22 protein-coding genes are annotated in these 22,544 nt (G+C 42.6%); 17 read left to right on the top strand and 5 right to left on the bottom strand.

Going from position 1 to position 22,544, the window contains the following annotated elements; genetic code table 11:
• Positions 1–74: 74 nt before the first annotated feature.
• Positions 75–863, bottom strand: coding sequence for an outer membrane protein OmpK (locus EXZ60_RS10975; RefSeq protein WP_277435704.1), 789 nt, complete (start codon positions 861–863; stop codon positions 75–77).
• A gap of 329 nt (positions 864–1,192) precedes the next feature.
• On the opposite strand from EXZ60_RS10975, the gene EXZ60_RS10970 reads away from it, so the two are divergent.
• From EXZ60_RS10970 to EXZ60_RS10960, 3 genes are all read left to right on the top strand, one after another.
• Positions 1,193–1,768, top strand: coding sequence for an LON peptidase substrate-binding domain-containing protein (locus EXZ60_RS10970; protein ID WP_026029151.1), 576 nt, complete (start codon positions 1,193–1,195; stop codon positions 1,766–1,768).
• A 162-nt stretch (positions 1,769–1,930) separates the two neighbouring features.
• Positions 1,931–2,533, top strand: coding sequence for an RNA polymerase sigma factor (locus tag EXZ60_RS10965; RefSeq protein WP_013856164.1), 603 nt, complete (start codon positions 1,931–1,933; stop codon positions 2,531–2,533).
• Complete coding sequence (locus tag EXZ60_RS10960) at positions 2,530–3,213, top strand: ChrR family anti-sigma-E factor (RefSeq protein WP_019282325.1); 684 nt, start codon at positions 2,530–2,532, stop codon at positions 3,211–3,213. Before EXZ60_RS10965 ends, EXZ60_RS10960 begins: the two co-directional genes overlap by 4 nt.
• 55 nt (positions 3,214–3,268) lie before the next feature.
• On the opposite strand, the gene EXZ60_RS10955 is transcribed toward EXZ60_RS10960, so the two are convergent.
• The 4 genes from EXZ60_RS10955 to EXZ60_RS10940 form a co-directional block, all read right to left on the bottom strand.
• Entirely contained in the window at positions 3,269–4,660 is a 1,392-nt protein-coding gene (locus tag EXZ60_RS10955; protein ID WP_029189896.1) for an MFS transporter, read from the bottom strand.
• Positions 4,661–4,743: 83 nt separating this feature from the next.
• On the bottom strand, positions 4,744–5,289 hold the full coding sequence (locus EXZ60_RS10950; RefSeq protein ID WP_277435703.1) for a peptidylprolyl isomerase: 546 nt from the start codon (positions 5,287–5,289) through the stop codon (positions 4,744–4,746).
• Positions 5,289–5,858 carry a YajG family lipoprotein gene (locus EXZ60_RS10945; protein ID WP_277435702.1) on the bottom strand — a complete coding sequence of 190 codons (570 nt, stop codon included), beginning with the start codon at positions 5,856–5,858 and terminating at the stop codon, positions 5,289–5,291. The genes EXZ60_RS10950 and EXZ60_RS10945 overlap by 1 nt, the downstream gene beginning before the upstream one ends.
• A 24-nt stretch (positions 5,859–5,882) precedes the next feature.
• Positions 5,883–7,013, bottom strand: coding sequence for a methyltransferase (locus tag EXZ60_RS10940; protein WP_277435701.1), 1,131 nt, complete (start codon positions 7,011–7,013; stop codon positions 5,883–5,885).
• Positions 7,014–7,174: 161 nt separating this feature from the next.
• Here EXZ60_RS10940 and bolA point away from each other — a divergent pair, with 161 nt between their 5' ends.
• The 14 genes from bolA to EXZ60_RS10870 all read left to right on the top strand — a co-directional run bounded on the left by bolA (position 7,175) and on the right by EXZ60_RS10870 (position 22,298).
• The gene (bolA, locus tag EXZ60_RS10935; protein WP_026028533.1) at positions 7,175–7,483 is read left to right on the top strand and encodes a transcriptional regulator BolA; all 309 of its coding nucleotides are present in this window, start codon (positions 7,175–7,177) and stop codon (positions 7,481–7,483) included.
• Positions 7,484–7,978: 495 nt separating this feature from the next.
• Positions 7,979–9,319 carry a Na(+)-translocating NADH-quinone reductase subunit A gene (locus EXZ60_RS10930; RefSeq protein WP_088729112.1) on the top strand — a complete coding sequence of 447 codons (1,341 nt, stop codon included), beginning with the start codon at positions 7,979–7,981 and terminating at the stop codon, positions 9,317–9,319.
• A 5-nt stretch (positions 9,320–9,324) separates the two neighbouring features.
• Positions 9,325–10,569, top strand: a complete 1,245-nt coding sequence (locus EXZ60_RS10925) for an NADH:ubiquinone reductase (Na(+)-transporting) subunit B (RefSeq protein WP_013856172.1) — start codon at positions 9,325–9,327, stop codon at positions 10,567–10,569.
• Positions 10,559–11,326 carry a Na(+)-translocating NADH-quinone reductase subunit C gene (locus EXZ60_RS10920; RefSeq protein ID WP_013856173.1) on the top strand — a complete coding sequence of 256 codons (768 nt, stop codon included), beginning with the start codon at positions 10,559–10,561 and terminating at the stop codon, positions 11,324–11,326. The genes EXZ60_RS10925 and EXZ60_RS10920 overlap by 11 nt, the downstream gene beginning before the upstream one ends.
• Positions 11,326–11,958, top strand: coding sequence for an NADH:ubiquinone reductase (Na(+)-transporting) subunit D (locus tag EXZ60_RS10915; protein ID WP_013856174.1), 633 nt, complete (start codon positions 11,326–11,328; stop codon positions 11,956–11,958). The genes EXZ60_RS10920 and EXZ60_RS10915 overlap by 1 nt, the downstream gene beginning before the upstream one ends.
• Before the next feature lie 7 nt (positions 11,959–11,965).
• The gene (gene nqrE, locus EXZ60_RS10910) at positions 11,966–12,562 is read left to right on the top strand and encodes an NADH:ubiquinone reductase (Na(+)-transporting) subunit E (RefSeq protein ID WP_013856175.1); all 597 of its coding nucleotides are present in this window, start codon (positions 11,966–11,968) and stop codon (positions 12,560–12,562) included.
• 33 nt (positions 12,563–12,595) lie between these two features.
• The gene (gene nqrF, locus EXZ60_RS10905) at positions 12,596–13,819 is read left to right on the top strand and encodes an NADH:ubiquinone reductase (Na(+)-transporting) subunit F (protein WP_277435700.1); all 1,224 of its coding nucleotides are present in this window, start codon (positions 12,596–12,598) and stop codon (positions 13,817–13,819) included.
• 178 nt (positions 13,820–13,997) lie between these two features.
• Complete coding sequence (locus EXZ60_RS10900) at positions 13,998–15,005, top strand: FAD:protein FMN transferase (RefSeq protein ID WP_017049723.1); 1,008 nt, start codon at positions 13,998–14,000, stop codon at positions 15,003–15,005.
• A gap of 8 nt (positions 15,006–15,013) precedes the next feature.
• Positions 15,014–15,247, top strand: coding sequence for a (Na+)-NQR maturation NqrM (gene nqrM, locus EXZ60_RS10895; RefSeq protein ID WP_013856179.1), 234 nt, complete (start codon positions 15,014–15,016; stop codon positions 15,245–15,247).
• A gap of 258 nt (positions 15,248–15,505) precedes the next feature.
• Complete coding sequence (locus EXZ60_RS10890; RefSeq protein ID WP_277435699.1) at positions 15,506–16,726, top strand: site-specific integrase; 1,221 nt, start codon at positions 15,506–15,508, stop codon at positions 16,724–16,726.
• A gap of 150 nt (positions 16,727–16,876) precedes the next feature.
• Complete coding sequence (locus tag EXZ60_RS10885; RefSeq protein WP_277435698.1) at positions 16,877–18,970, top strand: hypothetical protein; 2,094 nt, start codon at positions 16,877–16,879, stop codon at positions 18,968–18,970.
• Between the two features lie 12 nt (positions 18,971–18,982).
• Positions 18,983–20,914, top strand: a complete 1,932-nt coding sequence (locus EXZ60_RS10880) for a hypothetical protein (RefSeq protein WP_277435697.1) — start codon at positions 18,983–18,985, stop codon at positions 20,912–20,914.
• 279 nt (positions 20,915–21,193) lie between these two features.
• Positions 21,194–21,769, top strand: coding sequence for a hypothetical protein (locus tag EXZ60_RS10875; RefSeq protein ID WP_277435696.1), 576 nt, complete (start codon positions 21,194–21,196; stop codon positions 21,767–21,769).
• Entirely contained in the window at positions 21,756–22,298 is a 543-nt protein-coding gene (locus EXZ60_RS10870) for a hypothetical protein (RefSeq protein WP_017050967.1), read from the top strand. The genes EXZ60_RS10875 and EXZ60_RS10870 overlap by 14 nt, the downstream gene beginning before the upstream one ends.
• Positions 22,299–22,544: the final 246 nt, after the last annotated feature.

The raw sequence follows: 22,544 nt of genomic DNA, 5'->3' as shown, positions 1-22,544 counted from the left end.
AGGATAATGAGGTAGAAATGGAAAGCAATAAAAATGGCGCTCGAGAGCGCCATTTAGCCAAAACTTAGGTTCGATTAGAACTTGTAAGTCACAGCTAGGTAGTGACCAAAGCCAGTTGACTTGAAGCTATCAGTATCTTTGATACCGTAGATATCTTTGTAGCCTTTTAGGCCGTAACCCACAGCAAAGCGGTCTGAGTGCCAGTAGATACCGTTAAACATAGCGCCGCCATTGCTAGATGTTGCGTATCCTTTGTCTGTTTCCATACCAAATTGGTAATCGATGTAACCTTGGTAAGAGATAAATGAGCCGTTTTCAAAGAAGTAGAAAGGCTTGAACCAGTTGGTTGAGATTTGGAAACCATTCCAATCTTTCTTATTTGAATCGTAAGTACCGTACAGGTTTAAACCAACTTTACCGAACCAAGGCACATTCACATCAGAGCCAAGGCCCACTTTTTGAGTGTTAACGCCAGACTTACCACCCCATTCCATTAGCGTAGAGACATACAACTCTTGCACTGGCCCGAAAGACAAATCTTTACCTGTAAGTGCATCTAGTGACATACGAGGTGCAAATTTCATAAAGATTTTTTCTTTACCTTCTTTGTCACTGCTTGGGTTGCTTAGCAGGTTAAAGATATCAACGTAACCGTACAGATCAAAAATCCCTGAGCGGCCGCCAAATTCCATCTCTAAGTAATCATGTGATGACTCACCTGGTAATTCATCGATTGCAGCCATTAGGTTAAATTGCATCCATTTGTAATCGTTTTTATGGATGTCGCCATCTGAATAGTCAGCGGCCATAACTGGAGCAGAAGTTGCAGCCATTAGGCCTAGAGCTAGAAGTGATTTACGCATAAGGGGGACTCTCTATGTTTTGTCATAATTCAGCACACGTATATTTCTGATGTGCGTTCAATTGGCCCGAATAATAACGATAAAAATCTCAATTAAAAGTGATTGCGAATGCAAAAGTGAACAAATTTGGTGACCTAAGTCACGATAATGAATATTTGCGCGGAACTAAATTAATATTTCGTTCGTTTGCATCTTTAATGTGATTTTAATCACTTAAACGTTTGCTTTGGTATTGTTTTATGCAAATCGATAAACCAACATTTTTAGTTAGTGATCGTTTTGTAATCTTCAACGTATTTATTGACGGGCATGATGAAGAGTGATGAATGATGAAGAAATTGATGCTGTTTCCTTTAGCTTCAATCGTTTTACCAGAAGGGAAAATGAAGCTACGGATCTTTGAATCAAGGTATAAGAGGATGGTCACTCAATCCAGCCAGTCTGACTCTACATTTGGGATTTGTTTGATTGATAACAAAAAAGGCAATAAAGCAAATCAGTTATCTAAATTTGGGATGTTGGTTAAGATTGTTGATTTTGAAGCGCTCGACAATGGGATGTTAGGATTAACCGTGATGGGAATGGAGCGCTTTAAAATAGAGTCAGTAGTGAGCGAATTTGATGGCCTGCGAGTTGCTCAGGTCACGTCATTGCCCAGTTGGCCAGTAAGAGATTTAGAACCTCACGAATGGTATTTAAGCCACCAGCTACAAGCGGTTTATCAGCAATTCCCTCAGCTTGGCGAGCTCTATTCGCACTGTTTTTTTGATGATGCCAGTTGGGTGGCGCAGCGATGGCTAGAGCTGCTCCCTATCTCGATTCAACAATTTGATGATTTAATGAGGCAGGATGACGCGCACAGTGCGGTTGACTTTTTATTGCAGGTAATCGAAGTCTCACACTAACTTTGAAAGCGTGTAGTAAACTTAAACGAGAAGTCGCTCTGTAGTAGTGGCTCTGCATAAAAAAGAATACGACGAGTGATCGATGTATGCATTACTCACGTATAAAGGTTTATGGCTACTGTATGCCAATAACAACGGTTACTCCTAAAGGAAGAGCGCAGCATGAGCAGTGATTCTCAGCATAGTGTGTCGCTAAGCCCAAGCTACACCAAGCAAGACTGGGCTGAATGCATGGAACGTGTCAAGCAACGTGATAAGCAGGCGTTTGCCTTAGTGTTTCGTTATTTCTCTCCTCGCTTACAACAGTTTGCGTTTAAGCATGTAGGCAGTGAGCAAGTGGCGTTAGAAATGGTGCAAGAAACTATGACCACGGTGTGGCAGAAATCGCATCTATTCGATAACCGAAAAAGTTCGCTTTCGACGTGGGTTTACACGATTGCACGCAATTTGTGTTTTGATCTCCTGCGTAAGCAGCGCGGACGAGAGTTACATGTTTATGCCGATGATATTTGGCCAACTGACTACTGCCCACCTGATTTGGTTGAACATTATTGTCCTGAACATGACATGTTAAAAGAGCAAATATTAAAGTTTGTGGCGTTGTTGCCTGAAGCTCAGCAAGCCATCGTGAAGGCGGTGTATCTTGAAGAACTGCCCCAGCAGCAGGTTGCGGAGATGTTCAATATTCCTCTCGGTACTGTCAAATCGCGTTTACGACTAGCCGTTGAAAAACTTAGACATTCTATTCAAGCGGAGCAATTATGAGCCACCATCCAAGCAACGAAGTACTGCAGCAGTATGCCAATGGTTCAATTGATGCGGCGCATGGCATTATGATTGCCACTCACCTTGAACTTTGTACTCAGTGTCGTCAACAGGTTCAATACTTAGAAACTCGGGCCGCCGAAGCATTGCTGAGCCAATCGTTGCCGCAACAAAGAATAGCCGTTTCTAATGATGATCATTTAAACCAGATGTTTGAAACGATCACGGCGCTGGATACTCTACACCCATCGACCTTGCGTAAGCCTGAGCCGATAGAAATTAAAGTCAATGATCGCGTTGTGATGCTGCCTAGTACACTGAGCCAACTGATTCGTTTTAAAGGCGAGTGGCGCAGCTATGGTGGTAAAGTTTTTAGTGCCCATCTAGATATTGCTGAAGACTCTCGCATGAACCTGATGTACATCAATCACAACGTGCAGATCCCTCAGCATACACACAAAGGGGTTGAGTCGACCTTGGTGCTCCATGGTGGCTTCAGTGATGAAGATGGGCATTATAAAGTGGGTGATTTCATTCAAAGAGATGCGAGTATTAAACACAGCCCATTTACCAAAGTGGATGAAGATTGTTTATGCTTAACGGTGCTAACTGAGCCGATGCTGTTTACGCAAGGTGTTGCGAGAGTGTTTAACTTATTTGGTAAAGGTCTCTATCCGTAGTCTATAGCGGGCACATCAAATTAAAAAAGGTCGTACTGTACGACCTTTTTTTCATCTAACGCTTATCAATGCCTTGCTTGGCAATATCATCGATGTCTCTCTGCCGAGCTTTTTGCAGTAAATCAGCAAAATAATGGCGCAGTGAGTAGAGCATGATAAGGCTTGGTACTACCATCAGTGCAGTAATAATAAAGAACAGTGACCAATTATTGAGATAGTCGACCAGCTCTCCGCTAAAAGAGGCCAACGTGGTGCGGCCAAAGTTTCCTAGAGAGGCCAATAGCGCATATTGCGTTGCTGAAAATGCCTGCCCTGTTAACACAGTAAGAAACGAAACAAAGGCCACGGTGGAAAACGCAGTGGTAAAGTTATCGACAATAATGGTCGCCAAGAACAGATGCTCATTAGGGCCAACTTGAGCGATCCACGAAAACATCAAATTACTGGCAGACATCGCGATGCCACCAATCATCAAACCGCGAACAATACCAAATCGCACGTTAAATATACTGCCAATCAAAGTGAAGAATAGGGTTGCTCCCCAACCAATTAACTTCGAGTAGTGGCCAATTTGTTCGTTGCTAAAGCCAATTTCTTTGTAAAATGGAATCGACATTCGGCCAAGAAAAGCTTCGCCAATCTTGAATAAAAAGACAAACAACAGCAGGGTTAGTGCTACTTGCGCGCCATTGCGTTTGAAGAAATCGAGAAATGGTTCGATTACGGTAACGGTGAACCACGCGACGACTTTCGAACCAACTACTTGATTGTGTCGCAGCTCCGCTTGATGCTGTAGCGCTTCGCGATGTGTTTTTGGTTCGCCCACCAAGAGCGTGAAAAGCATTAACAGCCCGACACAGAGTGCCATGCCATAATAAACGGCATTCCAACCGATACTATCGGCGTTTACAAAAGCGAGATAGCCCGGCAGAGAATATCCAGTCCACCACCCCATGATGGCCATGGCGGAGGCTTGTGGCAGCTTATTGGCTTGTGATTTGGGGAAAGTATCGATACGAAAAGCATCAATCGCGATATCTTGAGTGGCAGAAGCGATCGCAATGCCCAAGGCAAGCATTGAGGTAAACATCAAATTTTGGGCTGGATTGACACCCGCAATCAGCAACGTACAGATCAAAATGATCGATTGGCACAAAAATACCCAACTGCGGCGTTGACCTAATAATGGCGTCAGAATGGGTAATTTGACGCGATCCACCAATGGGGCCCATAGAAAATTAATCGCGTAAACTGCGAAGACACTGCCAAAATAACCAATAGCAGCGGTGGTTAAGCCTGCATCTTTTAGCCATCCTGACATATTTGAACCAATCAAAACCCACGGAAAACCGCTCGAACACCCCATCATAAATACCCACAATAGGCGTTTATCAAGATAGCTACGGATAGTTTCCATCCAAGTGAGAGAGGAGGAGGTTGATGGCATACAGCGAATCCTTGTCAGTAAAGCAGCTTAGGTCGAAAGGCGACCCCATAAAATCAAACGCCGATAAATCGGCGTTGGTATGGTTATTGTTCTAGTGTGACATTCGTAATAACGATTGGTTCGATGGGGACGTCTTGCATTCGCCCTTTCGTGCTGGTCGGCTGTTGAGCCATTTTTTGCACAACATCAAACCCTTGCGTGACTTTACCAAAGACTGCATAACCCGGTGGGCGAGCGTTGTAGTTGAGAAAATCATTATCGACCAAGTTAATAAAGAATTGGCGAGTAGCCGAGTTAGGATCATTGGTCCGGGCCATTGCGATCGTTGCAGTGTCATTGGTCAACCCATTGCTCGCTTCATTTTTGATGGGAGCGTAAGTGGTGAGTTGTTTTAAATCTGCATCAAATCCGCCGCCTTGCGCCATAAATCCGGGAATAACGCGGTGAAATTGACTGCCGATATAACTGCCATCTTGAACATATTTTACGAAGTTTGCGACAGTCGTTGGCGCTTTCTCTGTATTTAGTTCAATAGTGAACGCCCCTAAGTTAGTTTCAATCAGGACGTTGGGCGCCGCAAACACAGTGCAACTAAAGAGCGCCAGTGTCGTAACGAGAGAACGTAACATTAAAAGCGCTCCTGTAAATAACCATTAAGTTCGCTGTCATTGGCAATTTCTTTGAGCACCAAATTCATCACATCGTTGAGTACCATCTCAATCTCATCATTTGAAGCGCTGAGTGTACCGGAGCGTTTTGCCGTCCCGTTGAACGTTTTCACTAATTTGCCTTTTGGTGTTTCAGCGGTGATTTCAAGCGTGACACTGCCATCCATTTCATTTGACATAACGCTGTGTTTTACTGTTACTAGTGCTTCTGAAATTTCAGCTGTGATATTGTTTTCGCTGTTCACTGTTAAGCGATAGCCTTGAGAGCTAAATTGTTCTGCCAACGCATTCTCAACCGCAATGCGAACATTTTGTTTGGCATGAATTGGCTCAATATTAGAGCGGCCACTATCCACTAAAGCCACATATTGCGCCGATCTAACATCTTTGCTGACCAGAGTAAAGGCTTTATTGTTGACGACCGTATTTTGGCTGGTCGTTGCAGTAGGCATAAAGTTGATTTGCTGTTGCTGAGGTGCGGCACAAGCGGTGAGTAATGCGATTGAGGCTGCGAGAACCAGTTTTTTCATGGTCATTTCCTTTCTTATCCTTGCCTATTTAGTTGCTTGTAAGATAACAAATTTATGGTTGGTCGCGACAGTTTTTACCTGCCCTTGGCCAAATAATCTTGCTAGTTTTACATCGTAGCCGAGGTGGCGATTGCCGATCACTAATAATCGTCCCCCTTTTTTAAGAACATGCTTTGCATCACAGAACATCTGCCAAGCAATGTGATCCGTGATAGCTTGTTGTTGATGGAATGGTGGGTTACACAATATTAAACAGGTACTCTCTTGTTCAAAACCATCTAAGCAGTTATTGGCAATGCATTGAATATTGCGATCTTCTCCCAAATTCTCCAGCAAATTTAGCTTTGCAGACTCGACGGCCATCAAGCTTTCATCAACGCAGGTCATGCGTACTTGAGGATTGAGTTGGCCCATCTTGATTGATAACACCCCGTTGCCGCATCCAAGGTCGATGATGCGCTGTAACTTAGGATCTTGTGGAAGATGCTGTAGAAAAAAGCGTGCGCCGAGATCCAATCCCTCACCTGAGTAGACATTCGGCAGGTTTTTTAGACGGATGGATTCGTTTTCTACGGCCCATTCAGTTATGGGTTCCACCGTTTCAATCGGTGATACGTTCGGTGCTGAAAAAACGAGGCGGTGTTTTTTCCATGCAAGAGAAGTGCTTGTTGAACCTAAATACTTTTCAAATAAGTTTAAGGTTGATGTGTGGATCTCCTTCGCTTTGTTGACCGCTATCACAGGGCAATCTTGGGCAAGGGACTGACGGAGTTGGCTTAATTGCCAAACCAAGTGGCGATTGCTCTTGGGCAATTGAAAAAGCACCAGATCGACCGATTCAGGGATGGCATCCATTGTTGAGAGCAATTGCACGTTGCGGCACTGATTGCGCTGAAGATTGTTTAACGTACCTTGTTGCGAAATAAAAGAGTCGCTCATCATGGTGACGTGATGCTTATCTGCAAACCAACACGATAGAGCGCCAAAGTGATCGTTTAAAATAAGGATGCGTTTGCCTATTGCTAAATTCAACGCTTCAATATGATTAATCACATATTCATCGCCCGCATCCCAAGCTTGTAATGTTTCGTTTGAACGATGTGGGAAACGGTGCAAGCTCAACGTTCGATCATGCAGTGCCAACTCTGTTTTCATAATTTTTTATAGGTCGTAGTGAGAATTACGGATGCATTGTCTCAAATGGCGTAGAAACAAGGAACCAAAACCTTTCGCTATTCTATAAGGCTAGTTAAACTTAAATCTCTTTACACTCGTATATGTTCTCATGCTCTTATTTGAGGAAGAAAGGCAACGGTATGATCCAACCCATAATCGAACAAAAATTGCATCAAGCATTTCACCCTGATTATTTGAAAGTCGAAAATGAAAGCTATATGCACAATGTGCCTTCAGGATCGGAAAGCCATTTTAAAGTCATTGTGGTGAGTGACCGTTTTGAAGGAATGCGTTTGATTGGCCGTCACCGACAGGTTAACCAAGTGTTGGCAGAAGAGTTAGCGAACCACATTCATGCACTCTCGATTCATACCTACACACCACAAGAGTGGCAGGCGCAAATTAGTGGCGTACCTGATAGTCCTATGTGTATGGGCGGTGGAAAATAACTCGTTCAGAATCGTCTGAATATGCCGTTCTCTTGTTCTGTTTTTGAGCGGAATGTTAACAGTATTTAAACAAATTGACGAGATGAACAAGTTGAGAGAAATTGTTTTAGGTAGTGAATAAAAATAAATACTCATAAGGGGTAAGGAATAGGTTATTTGTGCGATGCTTCAAAGTTATGACTATTCGCTAGCCTTTATGATTCAAATCCTTCCAAATAAAACGACTTATCAGAGGATTGGTCATGGCATCAGGTTCCGAAAAAATGCTAGACTATTGCACCTAATGGATCTCATACCATACTTGTGATGAGGTTATTAAAAGGATGTTGCGGTTCTGGCTTTTAAAACAAGCCAAAATCGGACACAGAAATGTCGTGTCTAAGGCTGGTTTAACTTTCATTTGGCCTCTTATCAAGAACGACCATGAAAGATAAACAAGCCTTGAACTTACGCAATTAAAAGAATCTTTTTCCCGATAAAATAGTGCAAGTGCGTATGATTACAATAAAAAGGGGTTTGGACCTTCCTATTGCAGGAACTCCTTCCCAGGTGATTAATGATGGTAAGACCATCACTAAAGTCGCCTTGCTTGGCGAAGAGTACGTTGGCATGCGTCCTACCATGCATGTTCGCGTAGGCGATGAAGTAAAGAAAGCTCAAATTCTTTTTGAAGATAAAAAGAATCCGGGTGTTAAATTTACTTCACCAGCAAGCGGTAAGGTTATCGAAGTCAATCGTGGCGCCAAACGTGTCCTACAATCCGTTGTGATTGAAGTGGCAGGTGATGAGCAAATCACGTTCGATAGCTTTGAAGCTAGCCAACTAGCAAGTATTGACCGTCAAACGGTTAAAACTCAGTTAGTTGAGTCTGGTCTTTGGACTGCGTTGCGTACTCGTCCGTTTAGCAAGGTTCCAGCAATTGAGTCTTCAACTCAGGCTATTTTTGTGACAGCAATGGATACCAATCCATTAGCGGCAAAACCTGAGACGATCATTAATGAGCAATCTGAAGCATTCGTCGCTGGTCTCGATATCCTTTCAACTCTGACTGATGGCAAGGTTTACGTCTGTAAATCTGGTACTAGCTTACCACGCTCTTCACAGCCAAACGTTGAAGAACATGTGTTTGATGGCCCACACCCTGCAGGTCTTGTAGGGACTCACATGCATTTCCTCTATCCAGTAAATGCAGTCAATGTGGCGTGGAGCATCAATTACCAAGACGTGATTGCGTTTGGTCAATTGTTCTTAACCGGTGAGCTATACACACAACGAGTGGTGTCGCTTGCAGGACCCGTAGTCAACAAACCTCGTCTTGTCCGTACTCAGATTGGTGCTAGCCTCGAAGAGTTAACGGATAACGAATTGATGCCGGGCGAAGTTCGTGTCATCTCTGGTTCTGTACTTTCTGGTGTGAAAGCGGCGGGGCCTGTAGCTTATCTTGGTCGTTACCACCTCCAAGTATCGGTTCTGCGTGAAGGTCGTGATAAAGATTTTCTTGGTTGGGCAATGCCTGGCAAGAACAAATTTTCAGTCACTCGCTCTTTCCTTGGTCATCTATTCACAGGTCAGTTGTTCAACATGACAACCACAACCAATGGTAGTGATCGTGCGATGGTACCTATTGGTAACTATGAAAAAGTGTTGCCACTAGATATGGAACCAACGCTCCTACTTCGTGACCTATGTGCAGGTGACATCGATAGCGCTCAACGTCTCGGTGCCCTTGAACTGGACGAAGAAGATCTCGCATTGTGTACCTTTGTATGTCCTGGTAAATACGAATATGGTCAGCTACTTCGTGAGTGCCTAGACAAGATTGAGAAGGAAGGGTAATTTTCATGGGCCTTAAAAAGTTTCTTGAAGACATCGAGCATCATTTTGAACCTGGCGGCAAACATGAAAAATGGTTTGCCTTGTATGAAGCAGCAGCAACGCTTTTTTATACGCCTGGTTTAGTTACAAAACGAAGCTCACACGTTCGTGATAGCGTTGACCTCAAACGCATCATGATCATGGTTTGGCTAGCGGTATTCCCAGCGATGTTCTGGGGTATGTATAACGTTGGTCACCAATCGATTACTGCACTTAACCATCTGTATTCTGGCGCTGAATTGGCGACAGTCATCAGTGGTAACTGGCACTATTGGCTAACTGAAATGCTTGGCGGTACATTAAGTACGCAAGCCGGTTGGGCAAGTATGATGCTGCTCGGTGCGACTTACTTCCTACCTATCTACGCCACGGTATTCTTGGTCGGTGGTTTTTGGGAAGTGCTGTTTTGTATGGTGCGTAAGCATGAAGTTAACGAAGGTTTCTTTGTAACTTCAATTTTGTTTGCTCTGATTGTTCCACCCACACTGCCTTTATGGCAAGCCGCTTTAGGGATTACCTTTGGCGTGGTTGTTGCCAAAGAAATCTTTGGTGGTACCGGGCGTAACTTCCTAAACCCAGCATTAGCCGGTCGTGCTTTTCTATTCTTCGCCTACCCAGCACAGATCTCTGGTGACGTTGTTTGGACAGCTGCAGATGGTTTTTCAGGTGCAACGGCGCTAAGCCAATGGGCTCAAGGTGGTAACGGTGCTCTGATCAATAAGGTCACTGGCGAAGCCATTACTTGGATGGACGCATTTGTTGGTAACATTCCTGGCTCTATCGGTGAAGTATCGACGTTAGCACTGGCGATTGGCGCGGCATTTATTGTCTACATGGGCATTGCTTCATGGCGCATTATTGCGGGTGTTATGGTAGGTATGATTGCCATATCAACGCTGTTCAATGTTATTGGTTCAGACACAAATGCAATGTTTAATATGCCTTGGCATTGGCACCTAGTACTTGGTGGCTTTGCGTTTGGTATGTTTTTCATGGCAACCGACCCAGTATCGGCTTCATTTACTAACAAAGGTAAATGGGCATACGGTATTTTGATTGGTGCAATGTGTGTGATGATTCGTGTGGTTAACCCAGCTTACCCAGAAGGTATGATGCTGGCGATCTTATTTGCGAACCTATTTGCACCTTTGTTTGACCATATTGTGATTGAGAAGAACATCAAGCGGAGACTAGCACGCTATGGCAAGTAATAACGATAGCATTAAAAAAACGCTGTTTGTTGTTATCGCATTGAGCTTAGTGTGCTCAATCATCGTATCGACAGCAGCGGTTGGCCTGCGTGACAAACAAAAAGTTAACGCAGTACTTGATAAGCAAAGCAAGATTGTTGAAGTTGCAGGCATTAACGAGTCTGGTAGCGTGCCAGAGCTTTTTGCTAAATACATTGAACCTCGTTTGATTGATTTTAAAACCGGGAACTTTGTTGATGGCGATGCAACAGCCTATGATCAACGCAAAGCTTCTAAAGACCCAGCTCAATCTATCAAGCTAACAGCGGAACAAGATAAAGCGAAGATTATTCGTCGTGCTAATACTGGGGTTGTTTACCTAGTGAAAAGTGGCGACGAGATTTCTAAAGTGATTGTTCCCGTTCACGGTAATGGTTTGTGGTCAATGATGTACGCATTTGTGGCTGTAGAAACCGATGGTAATACCGTTTCCGGCATTACTTACTACGAACAAGGTGAAACTCCTGGATTGGGTGGTGAAGTTGAAAACCCATCATGGCGAGCTCAATTTGTTGGCAAGAAATTGTTTGATGACAACCACCAACCTGCAATTAAAGTTGTGAAAGGTGGCGCTCCTGCCGGATCTGAGCATGGCGTTGATGGACTTTCTGGCGCAACACTAACCAGTAACGGTGTTCAACACACTTTCGACTTCTGGTTAGGTGATATGGGCTTTGGTCCATTCCTAGCAAAAGTTCGTGACGGAGGTTTGAACTAATGTCTAGCGCAAAAGAGATTAAAAAGAGCATTCTAGCGCCAGTGTTGGATAACAACCCAATCGCACTTCAAGTGCTTGGTGTCTGTTCTGCCCTTGCGGTAACCACTAAATTGGAAACGGCGTTTGTTATGACGCTAGCCGTTATGTTTGTAACGGCTTTCTCTAACTTATTCGTTTCGTTAATTCGTCACCACATACCTAACAGTGTGCGTATCATCGTTCAGATGGCGATCATTGCTTCATTGGTTATTGTTGTTGACCAGATCCTACGTGCTTACTTATACGATATCTCGAAACAGCTATCGGTGTTCGTAGGGTTGATCATTACTAACTGTATCGTAATGGGCCGTGCTGAAGCATTTGCAATGAAGTCGGCACCGATTCCTTCCTTTATCGATGGTATCGGTAATGGTTTGGGTTATGGTTTTGTCTTGATCACTGTTGGTTTCTTCCGCGAACTTCTTGGTTCAGGCAAGCTATTTGGAATGGAAGTTCTACCTCTTGTGAAAGATGGTGGCTGGTATCAACCTAACGGTTTGATGCTGCTAGCACCTTCGGCATTCTTCCTAATTGGCTTCATGATTTGGGCGATTCGCACGTTCAAACCTGAACAACTAGAAGCGAAGGAGTAAGGGCGTTATGGAACATTATATCAGTTTGCTTGTTCGATCGATTTTTATCGAAAACATGGCACTCTCTTTCTTCTTGGGTATGTGTACATTTCTTGCTGTATCTAAGAAAGTAAAGACATCGTTTGGTTTAGGGATTGCGGTTACTGTTGTTCTGACCATTTCAGTACCAGTGAATAACTTGGTTTATAACTTGTTACTTAAACCGGGTGCATTGGGTGAAAATATTGATCTTACATTTCTAAATTTCATTACCTTTATCGGTGTTATTGCCGCATTGGTACAGATCTTAGAGATGATATTGGATCGTTTTTTCCCACCTTTGTATAACGCGCTGGGCATTTTCTTACCTTTAATCACAGTGAACTGCGCCATTTTTGGTGGTGTATCTTTCATGGTTCAGCGTGATTATAACTTTGCTGAATCCGTCGTTTACGGTTTCGGTTCGGGTGTGGGTTGGATGTTAGCGATTGTCGCTCTTGCCGGTATCCGTGAGAAAATGAAATATTCAGATGTACCTCCGGGTTTACGTGGTTTAGGGATTACCTTCATCACGGCGGGTCTAATGGCGTTAGGCTTTATGTCTTTCTCTGGTGTTCAACTGTAAGTCGGGTAAACCGCAACAATTAAGGAATAGTCAATGGACATTATTCTTGGTGTAGTGATGTTTACCCTGATTGTTCTAGCACTCGTTTTGGTAATTTTATTTGCTAAATCTAAGCTAGTTCCAACAGGCGACATTACAATTTCAATTAACGGTGATGCAGATAAGTCTATTGTGACTAATCCAGGTGGTAAGCTACTGAGCGTACTTGCAGGTTCTGGTGTCTTTGTATCATCGGCGTGTGGTGGTGGCGGCTCTTGTGGTCAATGCCGTGTAAAAGTGAAATCTGGTGGTGGTGATATTCTTCCTACTGAACTTGATCACATTACTAAAGGTGAAGCTCGTGAGGGTGAACGTTTAGCGTGTCAAGTGGCTGTGAAAACAGACATGGATATTGAACTTCCTGAAGAAATTTTTGGTGTTAAAAAGTGGGAATGTACCGTTATCTCTAACGACAACAAAGCCACCTTCATTAAAGAGCTTAAACTTCAGATCCCTTATGGCGAGTCAGTACCTTTCCGTGCTGGTGGTTACATTCAGATCGAAGCGCCAGCACACCACATCAAATATTCAGATTTTGACGTGCCAGAAGAGTATCGTGGCGATTGGGACAAATTTAACCTGTTCCGCTACGAGTCAAAAGTTGATGAAGATATTATTCGTGCTTACTCAATGGCGAATTACCCTGAAGAGTTCGGTATTATTATGCTAAACGTGCGTATTGCTACGCCGCCGCCTAATAATCCCAATGTGCCACCGGGTCAGATGTCTTCTTACATTTGGTCACTGAAAGAAGGTGATAAATGTACTATTTCTGGTCCATTTGGTGAGTTCTTTGCCAAAGATACTGATGCAGAAATGGTCTTTATCGGTGGTGGTGCGGGCATGGCTCCAATGCGCTCACACATCTTCGATCAGCTTAAGCGTTTAAAATCTACCCGTAAGATGTCTTATTGGTATGGTGCGCGCTCTAAGCGTGAGATGTTCTACGTTGAAGATTTTGACGGCCTTGCAGCTGAAAACTCGAATTTCGTATGGCATTGTGCGCTTTCTGATCCAATGCCTGAAGATAACTGGGATGGATACACAGGTTTCATCCACAATGTATTGTATGAAAACTATCTGAAAGACCATGAAGCGCCTGAAGATTGTGAATACTACATGTGTGGTCCACCGATGATGAATGCGGCTGTGATTGGCATGCTGAAGAACCTTGGTGTAGAAGATGAGAACATCCTTCTTGATGACTTCGGTGGTTAATTCACTGAAGTAAGTAAAACCTATGGCTGGCTCTGATGAGTCAGCCATTGTTTTTTTAGTTTTAGTTTTGCCTTGTGGCTTTGAATTCCAACTCAGTTAACATAGAAAATAGGTGTAGGAATTTCTTTTCTATAACCACTTCTTTTCTATATTCACTTTCATTTTTAGGAGTAAACAAGTGAAAAAATGGCTTGTTGCGTTAGCTTCTCTATTCATCTTAGCGGGTTGTGAAAAATCGGTTGAGCAAGTTCATCTCAGTGGCCCTACTATGGGCACGACTTACAATATTAAGTACCTGAAAGCTGAAGGTATCCCTAGCTCGGAGGCTCTCCAAAAGGAAGTTGATCGGTTATTGGAAGAAGTGAACGATCAAATGTCGACCTATCGTAAAGATTCTGAGCTCAGCCGTTTTAATCAATATCAAGGAACGGAACCTTTTACGGTTTCTTCTCAAACCGCAACCGTGGTGAAAGAAGCGCTGCGTCTTAACGGTCTTACTTTAGGTGCATTGGATGTCACTGTTGGTCCTTTGGTTAACCTATGGGGTTTTGGCCCTGAAGCTCGTCCTGATGTGGTGCCAAGCGATGCAGAATTGGCTGAGCGTAAAACCAACATAGGCATTGAGCATCTTAGCGCAACCGACACTACGTTAAGTAAAGATCTTCCTAATCTCTATGTGGACCTTTCAACTATTGCGAAAGGATGGGGAGTCGACGTGGTCGCTGACTACATTCAATCACAAGGCATTGCCAATTACATGGTTGAAGTCGGTGGTGAGATGCGCTTAAAAGGCGTAAATCGAGAAGGCGTAGCTTGGCGAATCGCCATAGAAAAACCGACAGTTGATGAACGTACCGCTCAAGAGATCATTGAACCTGGAGATCTGGCAATTGCCACTTCAGGTGATTACCGCAATTATTTTGAGCAAGATGGTGTGCGTTATTCTCACATTATCAATCCAATCACTGGAAAACCCATCCATAATAAAGTGGTATCAGTTACCGTTTTGGATGCATCTTCAATGACGGCAGATGGCCTAGCGACTGGATTAATGGTACTAGGAGAGACGAAAGGTATTGAGGTTGCAGAGCAATACAATATTCCTGTGTTCATGATTGTGAAAACAGAACAAGGTTTTGAAGAGATTGCCTCCAGCGCATTTAAGCCATTTCTAAATAAAAAGTGAGTTAAGTTATGAATACTTTTTTCATTACATTCAGTGTATTTCTGTGTGTCATTGCCGCGATGGCGGTTGGCTATGTCTTTCAAAAGAAAGTAGTCAAAGGCAGCTGTGGTGGATTAGGTGCTGTTGGCATTGAAAAAGTGTGCAATTGCCCAGAGCCTTGTGATGCACGTAAAAAACGCGAAGCTAAGGCCGCAGCAAGAGCTGAAAAGTTAGCGCATTGGGAAAAAGATCGTATCGCCTGAGCTACGATTAAAGAGCCTGTTTTGTGCAGGCTCTTTAATTTTTAAAAGCAATTCATTTCAATCCATAGAAACCAAGAATACACTGTTCATGTATACAGTTCTTTGATGGTTTTGAATTGGAAAATAAAATCAAAAAAATTATCCATATTGATATGGATTGTTTCTAAACTCGCAGGTGTTAATTTTAGGCGAAGTTTGTAAGTTAAATAATGTCTACTACATTTAAACCATAGAGCGACAATCTATGGGTGGGAATGTATGCAGCGCATTTGCGATAAATTATATAACGGTCATTGGATTTATCTTTATGATGACGATGTTCCTATTCTTCTACCTTGTCTCTATTGTCGATACACTCATGTGACAGGCCTTTCTGTAGTTAGTGAAAAAAAACGAGTTGAAATAACTGGTGCTTTTGAGTTCTTACTCAAAGAGGTGGAAATTGGAGATTATGCTCAATACGAACGTGGTCAACAACTTGGCCTGTTCTTAGAGTGGGTAGAAAATTACGACCATCCTCCAGTCACCCTTGCTTGGCACACCGCTCTCCCTGCCGAGTTAATCAATGAATACATTAATGAATACCTAATTGTAAAACTGCAAAAAAGTGAAGTTGTTGTGAATAAGGCACTCAATTCTTTGTGTAGCTATTACAATTGGCTGACCTGCTTTTTTGATGCAAACTATAAAAAGATATTTGTGTTTGCTGAATACAGGACGTTAGCTAGAGCAAATAATAAATCTAACCTCATTGTGAAATACCTTCTTCCGGCGACAAGGGAACTTCTCTATCGACATGCGGACAGTTTGTTAGAAGAGATTGTTCTTAGAAATGGTGGTGAGCTAGGCTGTCGAACCTCCGAGAACCAAGGGTTTTATCTAGGTAACTTTCAGGCTGACAAAAAAATGCAAGAGGGTTTGTGGAGCTTATTTAAGAAGGCGAAAGAATCCCCTGAAAAAGAAGAATTTGAGTATCACCTTCCTTCTTTTTGTGCAAAATATGGCTCCGCTCGAACACTCTATATCTCTCGTGAACATCTGCAATTGATGGAGCGTTACTATAATACGGAACGCCCAGATTCAGCGTCGAATCATTTGCTTATTTCTAACTCAAGCAATCATACAAAAGGGGAAGTGATTAGCAAAAGGTACGGAAGTGCTACGTTCTCTAAGACCCTTAAGAAGCTGTTAAAGGTGATGAATGAAAACCCAGAGGCTTACTCAGGTTACCAAACTTTAGATGAGGCGAATGTTTACCACCATTTAAGGCATTCGTTTGGGACAGATATATTTTATGACTTATGTGTTGCTGCAAAAAAGAATTACGAGTCAATCACTACAGAATCAAGAGTTTATATTGAAACTGCTCGGCGGCTTGGTCACAAGGTCGACGGTAAGTATGCCAACCAGACAACAAAAGTATATATCCATGCCTGTGGGGAGCGAGAAGCATTACTAAGAGAGGCTGTCGATGCGTAATATTGAATCAGACAGTCATAAACAATCACTAACTAGCGCCGAAATCGAGGCGTTACTTTTAAATGACTTTAAGAAAAACAAGCCAGTCGAGCAACTAAAACAGCCGTTTAGTGCAACATCTCTTTTTATACCGAGAAGTAGACGCTACCCATGACGGACTGGTCTCACCCAGATAAGGTTGTGCTATACAAGGCGATAATTGCCGCTTATAACTATGCCTTCTTTGATAAAGAAGCCGCTATAAGTGCAAAAAGTACTTTTTCTGTGACGGTCCGGCCTTTTATCGAATGGCTGAATGTATACCCCATTGAAAATCGCTATGAAATTCTAAAACGATACGAAACCGAGCGGATGGATGCTATGGGGAATCATGGTGGCCGAAGTCCGTTAAACAGGTTAATTACAGTCCTGAACTATGCGATAGACTCGGCAGATTTCCAAGCTAGGGTTAGTATCGATGACTATAGTTTTATAACTGAACTGAGTAAAACTAAGGTCAGCCCAAATCTCAATAAAACGCAAAAATCCCTTGCTAGTTATTTTGGTGCGCTGGATTGGTTAAGAAGGGATGATATTGGCATTGGTAGAGAACTGTACTCTACGCTCGCGTCGCCTAAGTTAACGGTAAATTCCCTTAGTTTGACAGCTGCAACTGTTATTTTGGAATTGAGTAAATACAAGTCGGAGTTAATAGCCTTAATTAAAGAGGCGCCCCCCGAGCTATCACAGTGGATAGAGACTGATTTTTCATCTATGTCAAAGCATAAAAAAATCGAATATATCGGAAATGTCCTTTATCACATAATTAGTGCTTACCATCAAAGAGGTGACAATTTTACACATCTAAAAGGTGCATTAGATGTGCTGCTATTATCGAATGCTTCTAATGAAGATGCATACTGTTTACTGTTAGACACACTAACTTCCCAAGAGGCCTGTGATGCCCTATTTCTAAACAAAGCGGTTAACAAAGAAAAGGTAAACAATGCATTTTGTAAAAAAAACATCACATCTCTTGCCACTGGCTGTCTATTCTCATGGGATATATTACGCTCATTGTCGCGTGGTGAGACTCAAGTAATCACCAGTGTGGATGTTTGGATGTTTGGATGGCTCATGGCAACTCTGACGGTTCAACCTTATGATGTTCCAAAATTGACCTCCAAATCATTTAGAAAAATGCGTGTAGGCGGGCGAGTGACTCATATTGAATGTGAGTATTTTAAAGGGCGAGCAAGAGTTTTTCATACAACTCGCTCTCTTTCTGCTAAAGAAGCTGAGGGGCAGGCATTGCTGGCCTATCTTTCTTTAATGGGAAAGAGAACAATGTGTTACACTCATTTTCAAACTAGGATTGGTCATCAAATACGATCAATTACTGGTACATTCAGTCTTTTACTTCAATCTGATGGCATTAACACCTCTTTAAGATCTGCGCATAATAAAAGGAATATTCCCTATATACTTCCCTCTGCATATTGCGCATTGATTAAAAGGGGCGTTCATCTACAGAATATCGTTTCAAACCCAGCGAAAATGTCCCAAAAGGATAGGCTTGATTTAGTCAGGAAATCTGAATCATCTTGCTCAGCAAGTTTATTTAATCTTCAGGCGATAAAAAATAGTGCCGTGCACGCTTTTAGTGATCCTTATACTTACCATTACCTGATTAATCGCAACTCACATACCAATCAAACTGAAAAAAGCAGTTATTTTACGGAAGATAATGAAGAGTGGATGAACAGCGCAGGGCGAATTACTCGTGAGGTGATGCAGGACTTAATCCAAAATGTATTCGATTTAAACTTTAATCGAGAGCAGACAAAACGGGTCGAGGCGTTTAATTGTGAGTTCATGGCGGTGTCGGAAGGCATTTCATACAAAAGTGAGGAGATGAATAAAAGACTGCGTCTTGTGACAGGGCAAGTCCGAGGAAAGGTCAATGAAGTTGGGGTGCTCTCCCTTAGTGATAGCAATGATGACGAGTCTCTATCCCCTATTTATGTCCTAGATAGTCCGCTAACTGTACTCAGAATGTACAATTACCTCCATGAGTTTAGAAAAAACTATAAAAAGCTGCTTGCAACCAACCCTGATTTTCTCTTTAAAACGGTAATGCCTACAGTGGAATGGATGGAAAGCACATTAGGTAAAATGAGCAAAAAGTATCAGCAGCTAGGTAGAGAGCAGTTTGACGAGATGATAGAAAATGGTGTGGTGATGAGCGTATTTCATTCACTATGATAGGGGAGAAAAATGGCATTAACAGTATTTAACAATCCAGTTGATTACTTTTGGCACGACCAGAATCAGAAATTGCTGGCTAATCCATTATTCATGGGTGAACTGGGTGATTATTATGATGATGTATGGCATTTCTCCTATGGAAATAAAATCACTCCAATTGACTTCTCGGTTTTTGATTTGCCAATTTTTAAACTTGAGTCTCCTGCCATCTTAAAAAAGAACGAAAGCGAATGTGCGTTGAGTAGTAAAGAATATGCAAAACTATTCTGCTCAGCCGCGTTGACACCTAGAAGTTCACAAGGGGTACAGCCCGTTTATCAAATGGCGATGCAGATTTTCGCCTACCTTAATGAGCGCCATGAAGTAGCGTTGAGCGCCTCTTTGCTAGATAACTTCTGGACATCGTTCCTGGTGAGGTTAGCCAATAAGAATGGGCTATTTAATCGAGTGTCAGCTCCTTCGTATAATAGTTTCATAAAACCTGTGTCTTTGCCAAGATTGAGAAATCAATTATTGGCTTTAGGTGTTACAGGGGTGATTGAGCAGAAGCTAACACAAAAGCAAATTGAAAAGAGCCTTGATGAGGTGTGCCAATCGCAGTACAGCATGGCATTAACAGAGTTCAAAAAAGGTGGCAGCTTTAACTTCTTGGGGCTGGAGTTAGGGCAATATTATGTGGACTACCTGAATTATGTTTATCAGACCAATTTTCTTTATGCAGCAGTCTGTAAAAAGGCTGTGAGCGTAGTTATAGAAAAAATAGATACAACTGATGTCACGGTTGAAAGTGATAGGGCCCGCCTCTTCAATGCCATGCTTGCTGGCTTATTAGGTGGAGGACTAGATGAGACACAATCTAAAACGAAGGGTATTAATCATCAAGACTTAAAACGGATAACAGAAGAGGCGCTTCTTGCCGAGTACAATCAGCGCTTCGAAGCCGTTTGTTCATTGAGATATGATAATATTGAATGGCTAGTGATTGAACTAGGGTTAAGCGAACGATTTGATGCGGTGGAGGTGATTCGAGTCCTGATGTTGCAAAAGTATCTAGGGTTGCAAGGGCACAAATCGGCAGACGATGTCTGGAGTGGGTATCTTTCCTCGTTAGATAAATCATTTTTATACACTCAGTTGTTGAGTGCTCTTTGCGTGGATGATGTTTACGCTAAGATGCAATCAAGGGTGAGACAGCAAAAAATGAATGGCAAGAAATGCTTAACCACAATCCAAGAGTGGGCTTTAGGATTGATGGCGACCTCAACCTCTAATACCTATAAATCGTTTAAGGCTCTGCTAGACACGCAAATTCACGCCATGACGGCGCTTGTGGTCGCATGGACAGGTTATAGACAATCTGAGTATGGGTTTCCCTTGAGCGCCATACGGACTGAGCCGAATTTAGATGTTTTAGACAATGCCTATGTCCCCTTTCGATTTAAGTTAAAATGGCTTGTTCCGAAAATTAATGGTGACACAAAAATCGATAGAGAAGTTACATCGCAGTGTTATCAGGTAGCGGCGCAGCTAAATGAATTATTTGAACATAAACATGATGAACCTTGTCTTTATGCTCTGACAGGTAATAAAACTAATAAACAAAGTGCTTATCAATCGGTAGCGTTCATAGAAAGCAGGCTTGCGGTAAATTGGGCTGGGTTTATCAATAATTATCGGCCATTTAATGAGGTGGTTCGATTAAGTGGACTGTTGCAAAAAAGCGGTGAATTGACACGTTTAGAGCAAAATGAGGTTGATGCTTTATCGTTGAAATACCCAGTTGGAAGTGCACGCTATCGACATTTATTGACTTCTGCAAATGAGGTTAAGAGTGATTGGCTTCGTTTATCCCATACATCTTTTTCTGGAAGTAAAGCTCAAAAAAAATTCAAACGATCTCTAGTGGCATACTCTCAAGGTGACCCTGTTCAGAATGATTAGCACCAAGCACTTATCGACAGGTTTTTATCGAGCGGAACGAAGGCGCTGCTTAAGTCAGGTACCGTTAGTCTAGAAGATCCTAAAACGAAACGAGATATAAACTCTGAGATATTGGAGGGAGTGCGTTACCCATCGCCTCACGCTTTTCGTCATATTTGGGCAGAGGCTGTTTTAACTCGCTATCAAGGCGATGTCGGGGCTGTCATACGTCACCAATTTTGCCACTTGGATAACTCGTTTTTCATGGCGTACCTACGGGATAAAGACGTCAGAGGTCTTATGGCATCGGCAAAGCAACGCTACTTAAACTCAATTGTGGAGCTGTTAATCATTGAGTCGATACAGTTTGATGAACAGCACTCAGGAGGGTTCTCTCGGTTTGTCCAAAAGGCCACTCAACTGACTCAGGTTAAAACAGAGAGTGAGTTGCTAGTTTTAAGAGAGACGATTGCAGGTCGAATTATAGATATCCAGCCGAGCCGGTTTGCAGTGTGTATTCCTCGTGATGGTGGGGAGAGTCGTGCCAAGTGCGCCAAAATGGGGAGTTTAAATCCACAGGATGCAAAACTTGAATTTTGTTTAAATTGTACTAATGCATGGATTACAGAAGGGAATATCCGAGGAATTTGGCAAACGATTCAACCAATGGTTAAAGAGGCAATGCACCCAAAGGGGATCGGCTTTTTACTGGAAGCTCACCTTCCTGCTTTAACATCGAGTTGGAGGCGAATTAAAGAGCTTCGAAATAGTAAGAATGGGGAAAGTGTAGATAAAATATTGTCAGCGATAGACAGCGCAGTTGATTCAATAAAGCGCAAAATAGCAGTGGAGGCAGAACAGTATGGCTACGAATGAACTTGATGACCTGCTCACTGATGATTTTCTTGATTCGTTGGATGATGATGCAACGGCTGAGCAGAGCACTCCGCCATTTTGGGTGGTTGATGACAAAGAGCATACAACCTACGGAGCCTATCATGCGATCCTAGAGCTGAAGGCGCAGACTGAGACTGCAATTAAAAATTTTGGTGAAGTCGAAACAAAAAAAACGCCGAAATTCTACAAGTTGAAAAAATCGGATATAGCTAAAAAAGTGGGTGTATCAGCACAAAGTATCTTTAACACATCTTCTTTTAGCCCTCATATTCGAGATTTCTTCGATGATGTTAAAGATGAGCTTTTAAGGAAGCATCAAGCTGAACAAAAGAAACAAGTACGACGAAAAAAAACTGGGCTCAGGAGAAAAAATAAAGAGCAGATAGTGGTGAGCCACCAAAGCATTGAAAAGAGATACAACGACCTCAAGGCACTCAAAACCCAAGAGGTGCTAAACCTATTAATTGAGACGATGCCAATTGATCTTAAGGCTAAGCTGGGTTTGTAAATAAATCGCACATTCGCAACCGAAAATACGCTTTTAAAATGTGTAGTGGATAAATGAATTTGGCCTGCCATTTGTAGGTGGCTACGAGATTTGAAGTACAAAAACTTATTCGAAATTGCGTATGCGCCCCATAATCCCACGGGGCGTTTTAATTTCAGTGTGAGACGTTCCAAGGCAGAAGAGAGTTAATATCAGGCTCTGGCTTTGCCAGTTCTTTCATACATTTGACCATGTAATCGTAGAGTA

This window comes from Vibrio sp. 1151_11 (assembly GCF_029478525.1).
GTDB classification, from domain to species: domain Bacteria; phylum Pseudomonadota; class Gammaproteobacteria; order Enterobacterales; family Vibrionaceae; genus Vibrio; species Vibrio anguillarum.
The sequence above is the reverse complement of the archived record's forward strand: the minus strand, read 5'-3'. Positions and strand labels throughout refer to the sequence as shown.

What these genes read in the sequence shown, in the direction of transcription:
- nqrF (WP_277435700.1), top strand. Translation starts at nt 12,596, where the DNA reads ATGGACATTATTCTTGGTGTAGTGATGTTTACCCTGATTGTTCTAGCA.
- EXZ60_RS10960 (WP_019282325.1), top strand. Translation starts at nt 2,530, where the DNA reads ATGAGCCACCATCCAAGCAACGAAGTACTGCAGCAGTATGCCAATGGT.
- EXZ60_RS10940 (WP_277435701.1), bottom strand. Translation starts at nt 7,013, where the DNA reads ATGAAAACAGAGTTGGCACTGCATGATCGAACGTTGAGCTTGCACCGT.
- EXZ60_RS10875 (WP_277435696.1), top strand. Translation starts at nt 21,194, where the DNA reads ATGGCATCGGCAAAGCAACGCTACTTAAACTCAATTGTGGAGCTGTTA.
- EXZ60_RS10950 (WP_277435703.1), bottom strand. Translation starts at nt 5,289, where the DNA reads ATGTTACGTTCTCTCGTTACGACACTGGCGCTCTTTAGTTGCACTGTG.
- nqrM (WP_013856179.1), top strand. Translation starts at nt 15,014, where the DNA reads ATGAATACTTTTTTCATTACATTCAGTGTATTTCTGTGTGTCATTGCC.
- EXZ60_RS10970 (WP_026029151.1), top strand. Translation starts at nt 1,193, where the DNA reads ATGAAGAAATTGATGCTGTTTCCTTTAGCTTCAATCGTTTTACCAGAA.
- EXZ60_RS10890 (WP_277435699.1), top strand. Translation starts at nt 15,506, where the DNA reads ATGCAGCGCATTTGCGATAAATTATATAACGGTCATTGGATTTATCTT.
- EXZ60_RS10925 (WP_013856172.1), top strand. Translation starts at nt 9,325, where the DNA reads ATGGGCCTTAAAAAGTTTCTTGAAGACATCGAGCATCATTTTGAACCT.
- EXZ60_RS10880 (WP_277435697.1), top strand. Translation starts at nt 18,983, where the DNA reads ATGGCATTAACAGTATTTAACAATCCAGTTGATTACTTTTGGCACGAC.
- EXZ60_RS10965 (WP_013856164.1), top strand. Translation starts at nt 1,931, where the DNA reads ATGAGCAGTGATTCTCAGCATAGTGTGTCGCTAAGCCCAAGCTACACC.
- nqrE (WP_013856175.1), top strand. Translation starts at nt 11,966, where the DNA reads ATGGAACATTATATCAGTTTGCTTGTTCGATCGATTTTTATCGAAAAC.
- EXZ60_RS10915 (WP_013856174.1), top strand. Translation starts at nt 11,326, where the DNA reads ATGTCTAGCGCAAAAGAGATTAAAAAGAGCATTCTAGCGCCAGTGTTG.
- EXZ60_RS10955 (WP_029189896.1), bottom strand. Translation starts at nt 4,660, where the DNA reads ATGCCATCAACCTCCTCCTCTCTCACTTGGATGGAAACTATCCGTAGC.
- EXZ60_RS10885 (WP_277435698.1), top strand. Translation starts at nt 16,877, where the DNA reads ATGACGGACTGGTCTCACCCAGATAAGGTTGTGCTATACAAGGCGATA.
- EXZ60_RS10945 (WP_277435702.1), bottom strand. Translation starts at nt 5,858, where the DNA reads ATGAAAAAACTGGTTCTCGCAGCCTCAATCGCATTACTCACCGCTTGT.
- EXZ60_RS10930 (WP_088729112.1), top strand. Translation starts at nt 7,979, where the DNA reads ATGATTACAATAAAAAGGGGTTTGGACCTTCCTATTGCAGGAACTCCT.
- EXZ60_RS10975 (WP_277435704.1), bottom strand. Translation starts at nt 863, where the DNA reads ATGCGTAAATCACTTCTAGCTCTAGGCCTAATGGCTGCAACTTCTGCT.
- bolA (WP_026028533.1), top strand. Translation starts at nt 7,175, where the DNA reads ATGATCCAACCCATAATCGAACAAAAATTGCATCAAGCATTTCACCCT.
- EXZ60_RS10870 (WP_017050967.1), top strand. Translation starts at nt 21,756, where the DNA reads ATGGCTACGAATGAACTTGATGACCTGCTCACTGATGATTTTCTTGAT.
- EXZ60_RS10920 (WP_013856173.1), top strand. Translation starts at nt 10,559, where the DNA reads ATGGCAAGTAATAACGATAGCATTAAAAAAACGCTGTTTGTTGTTATC.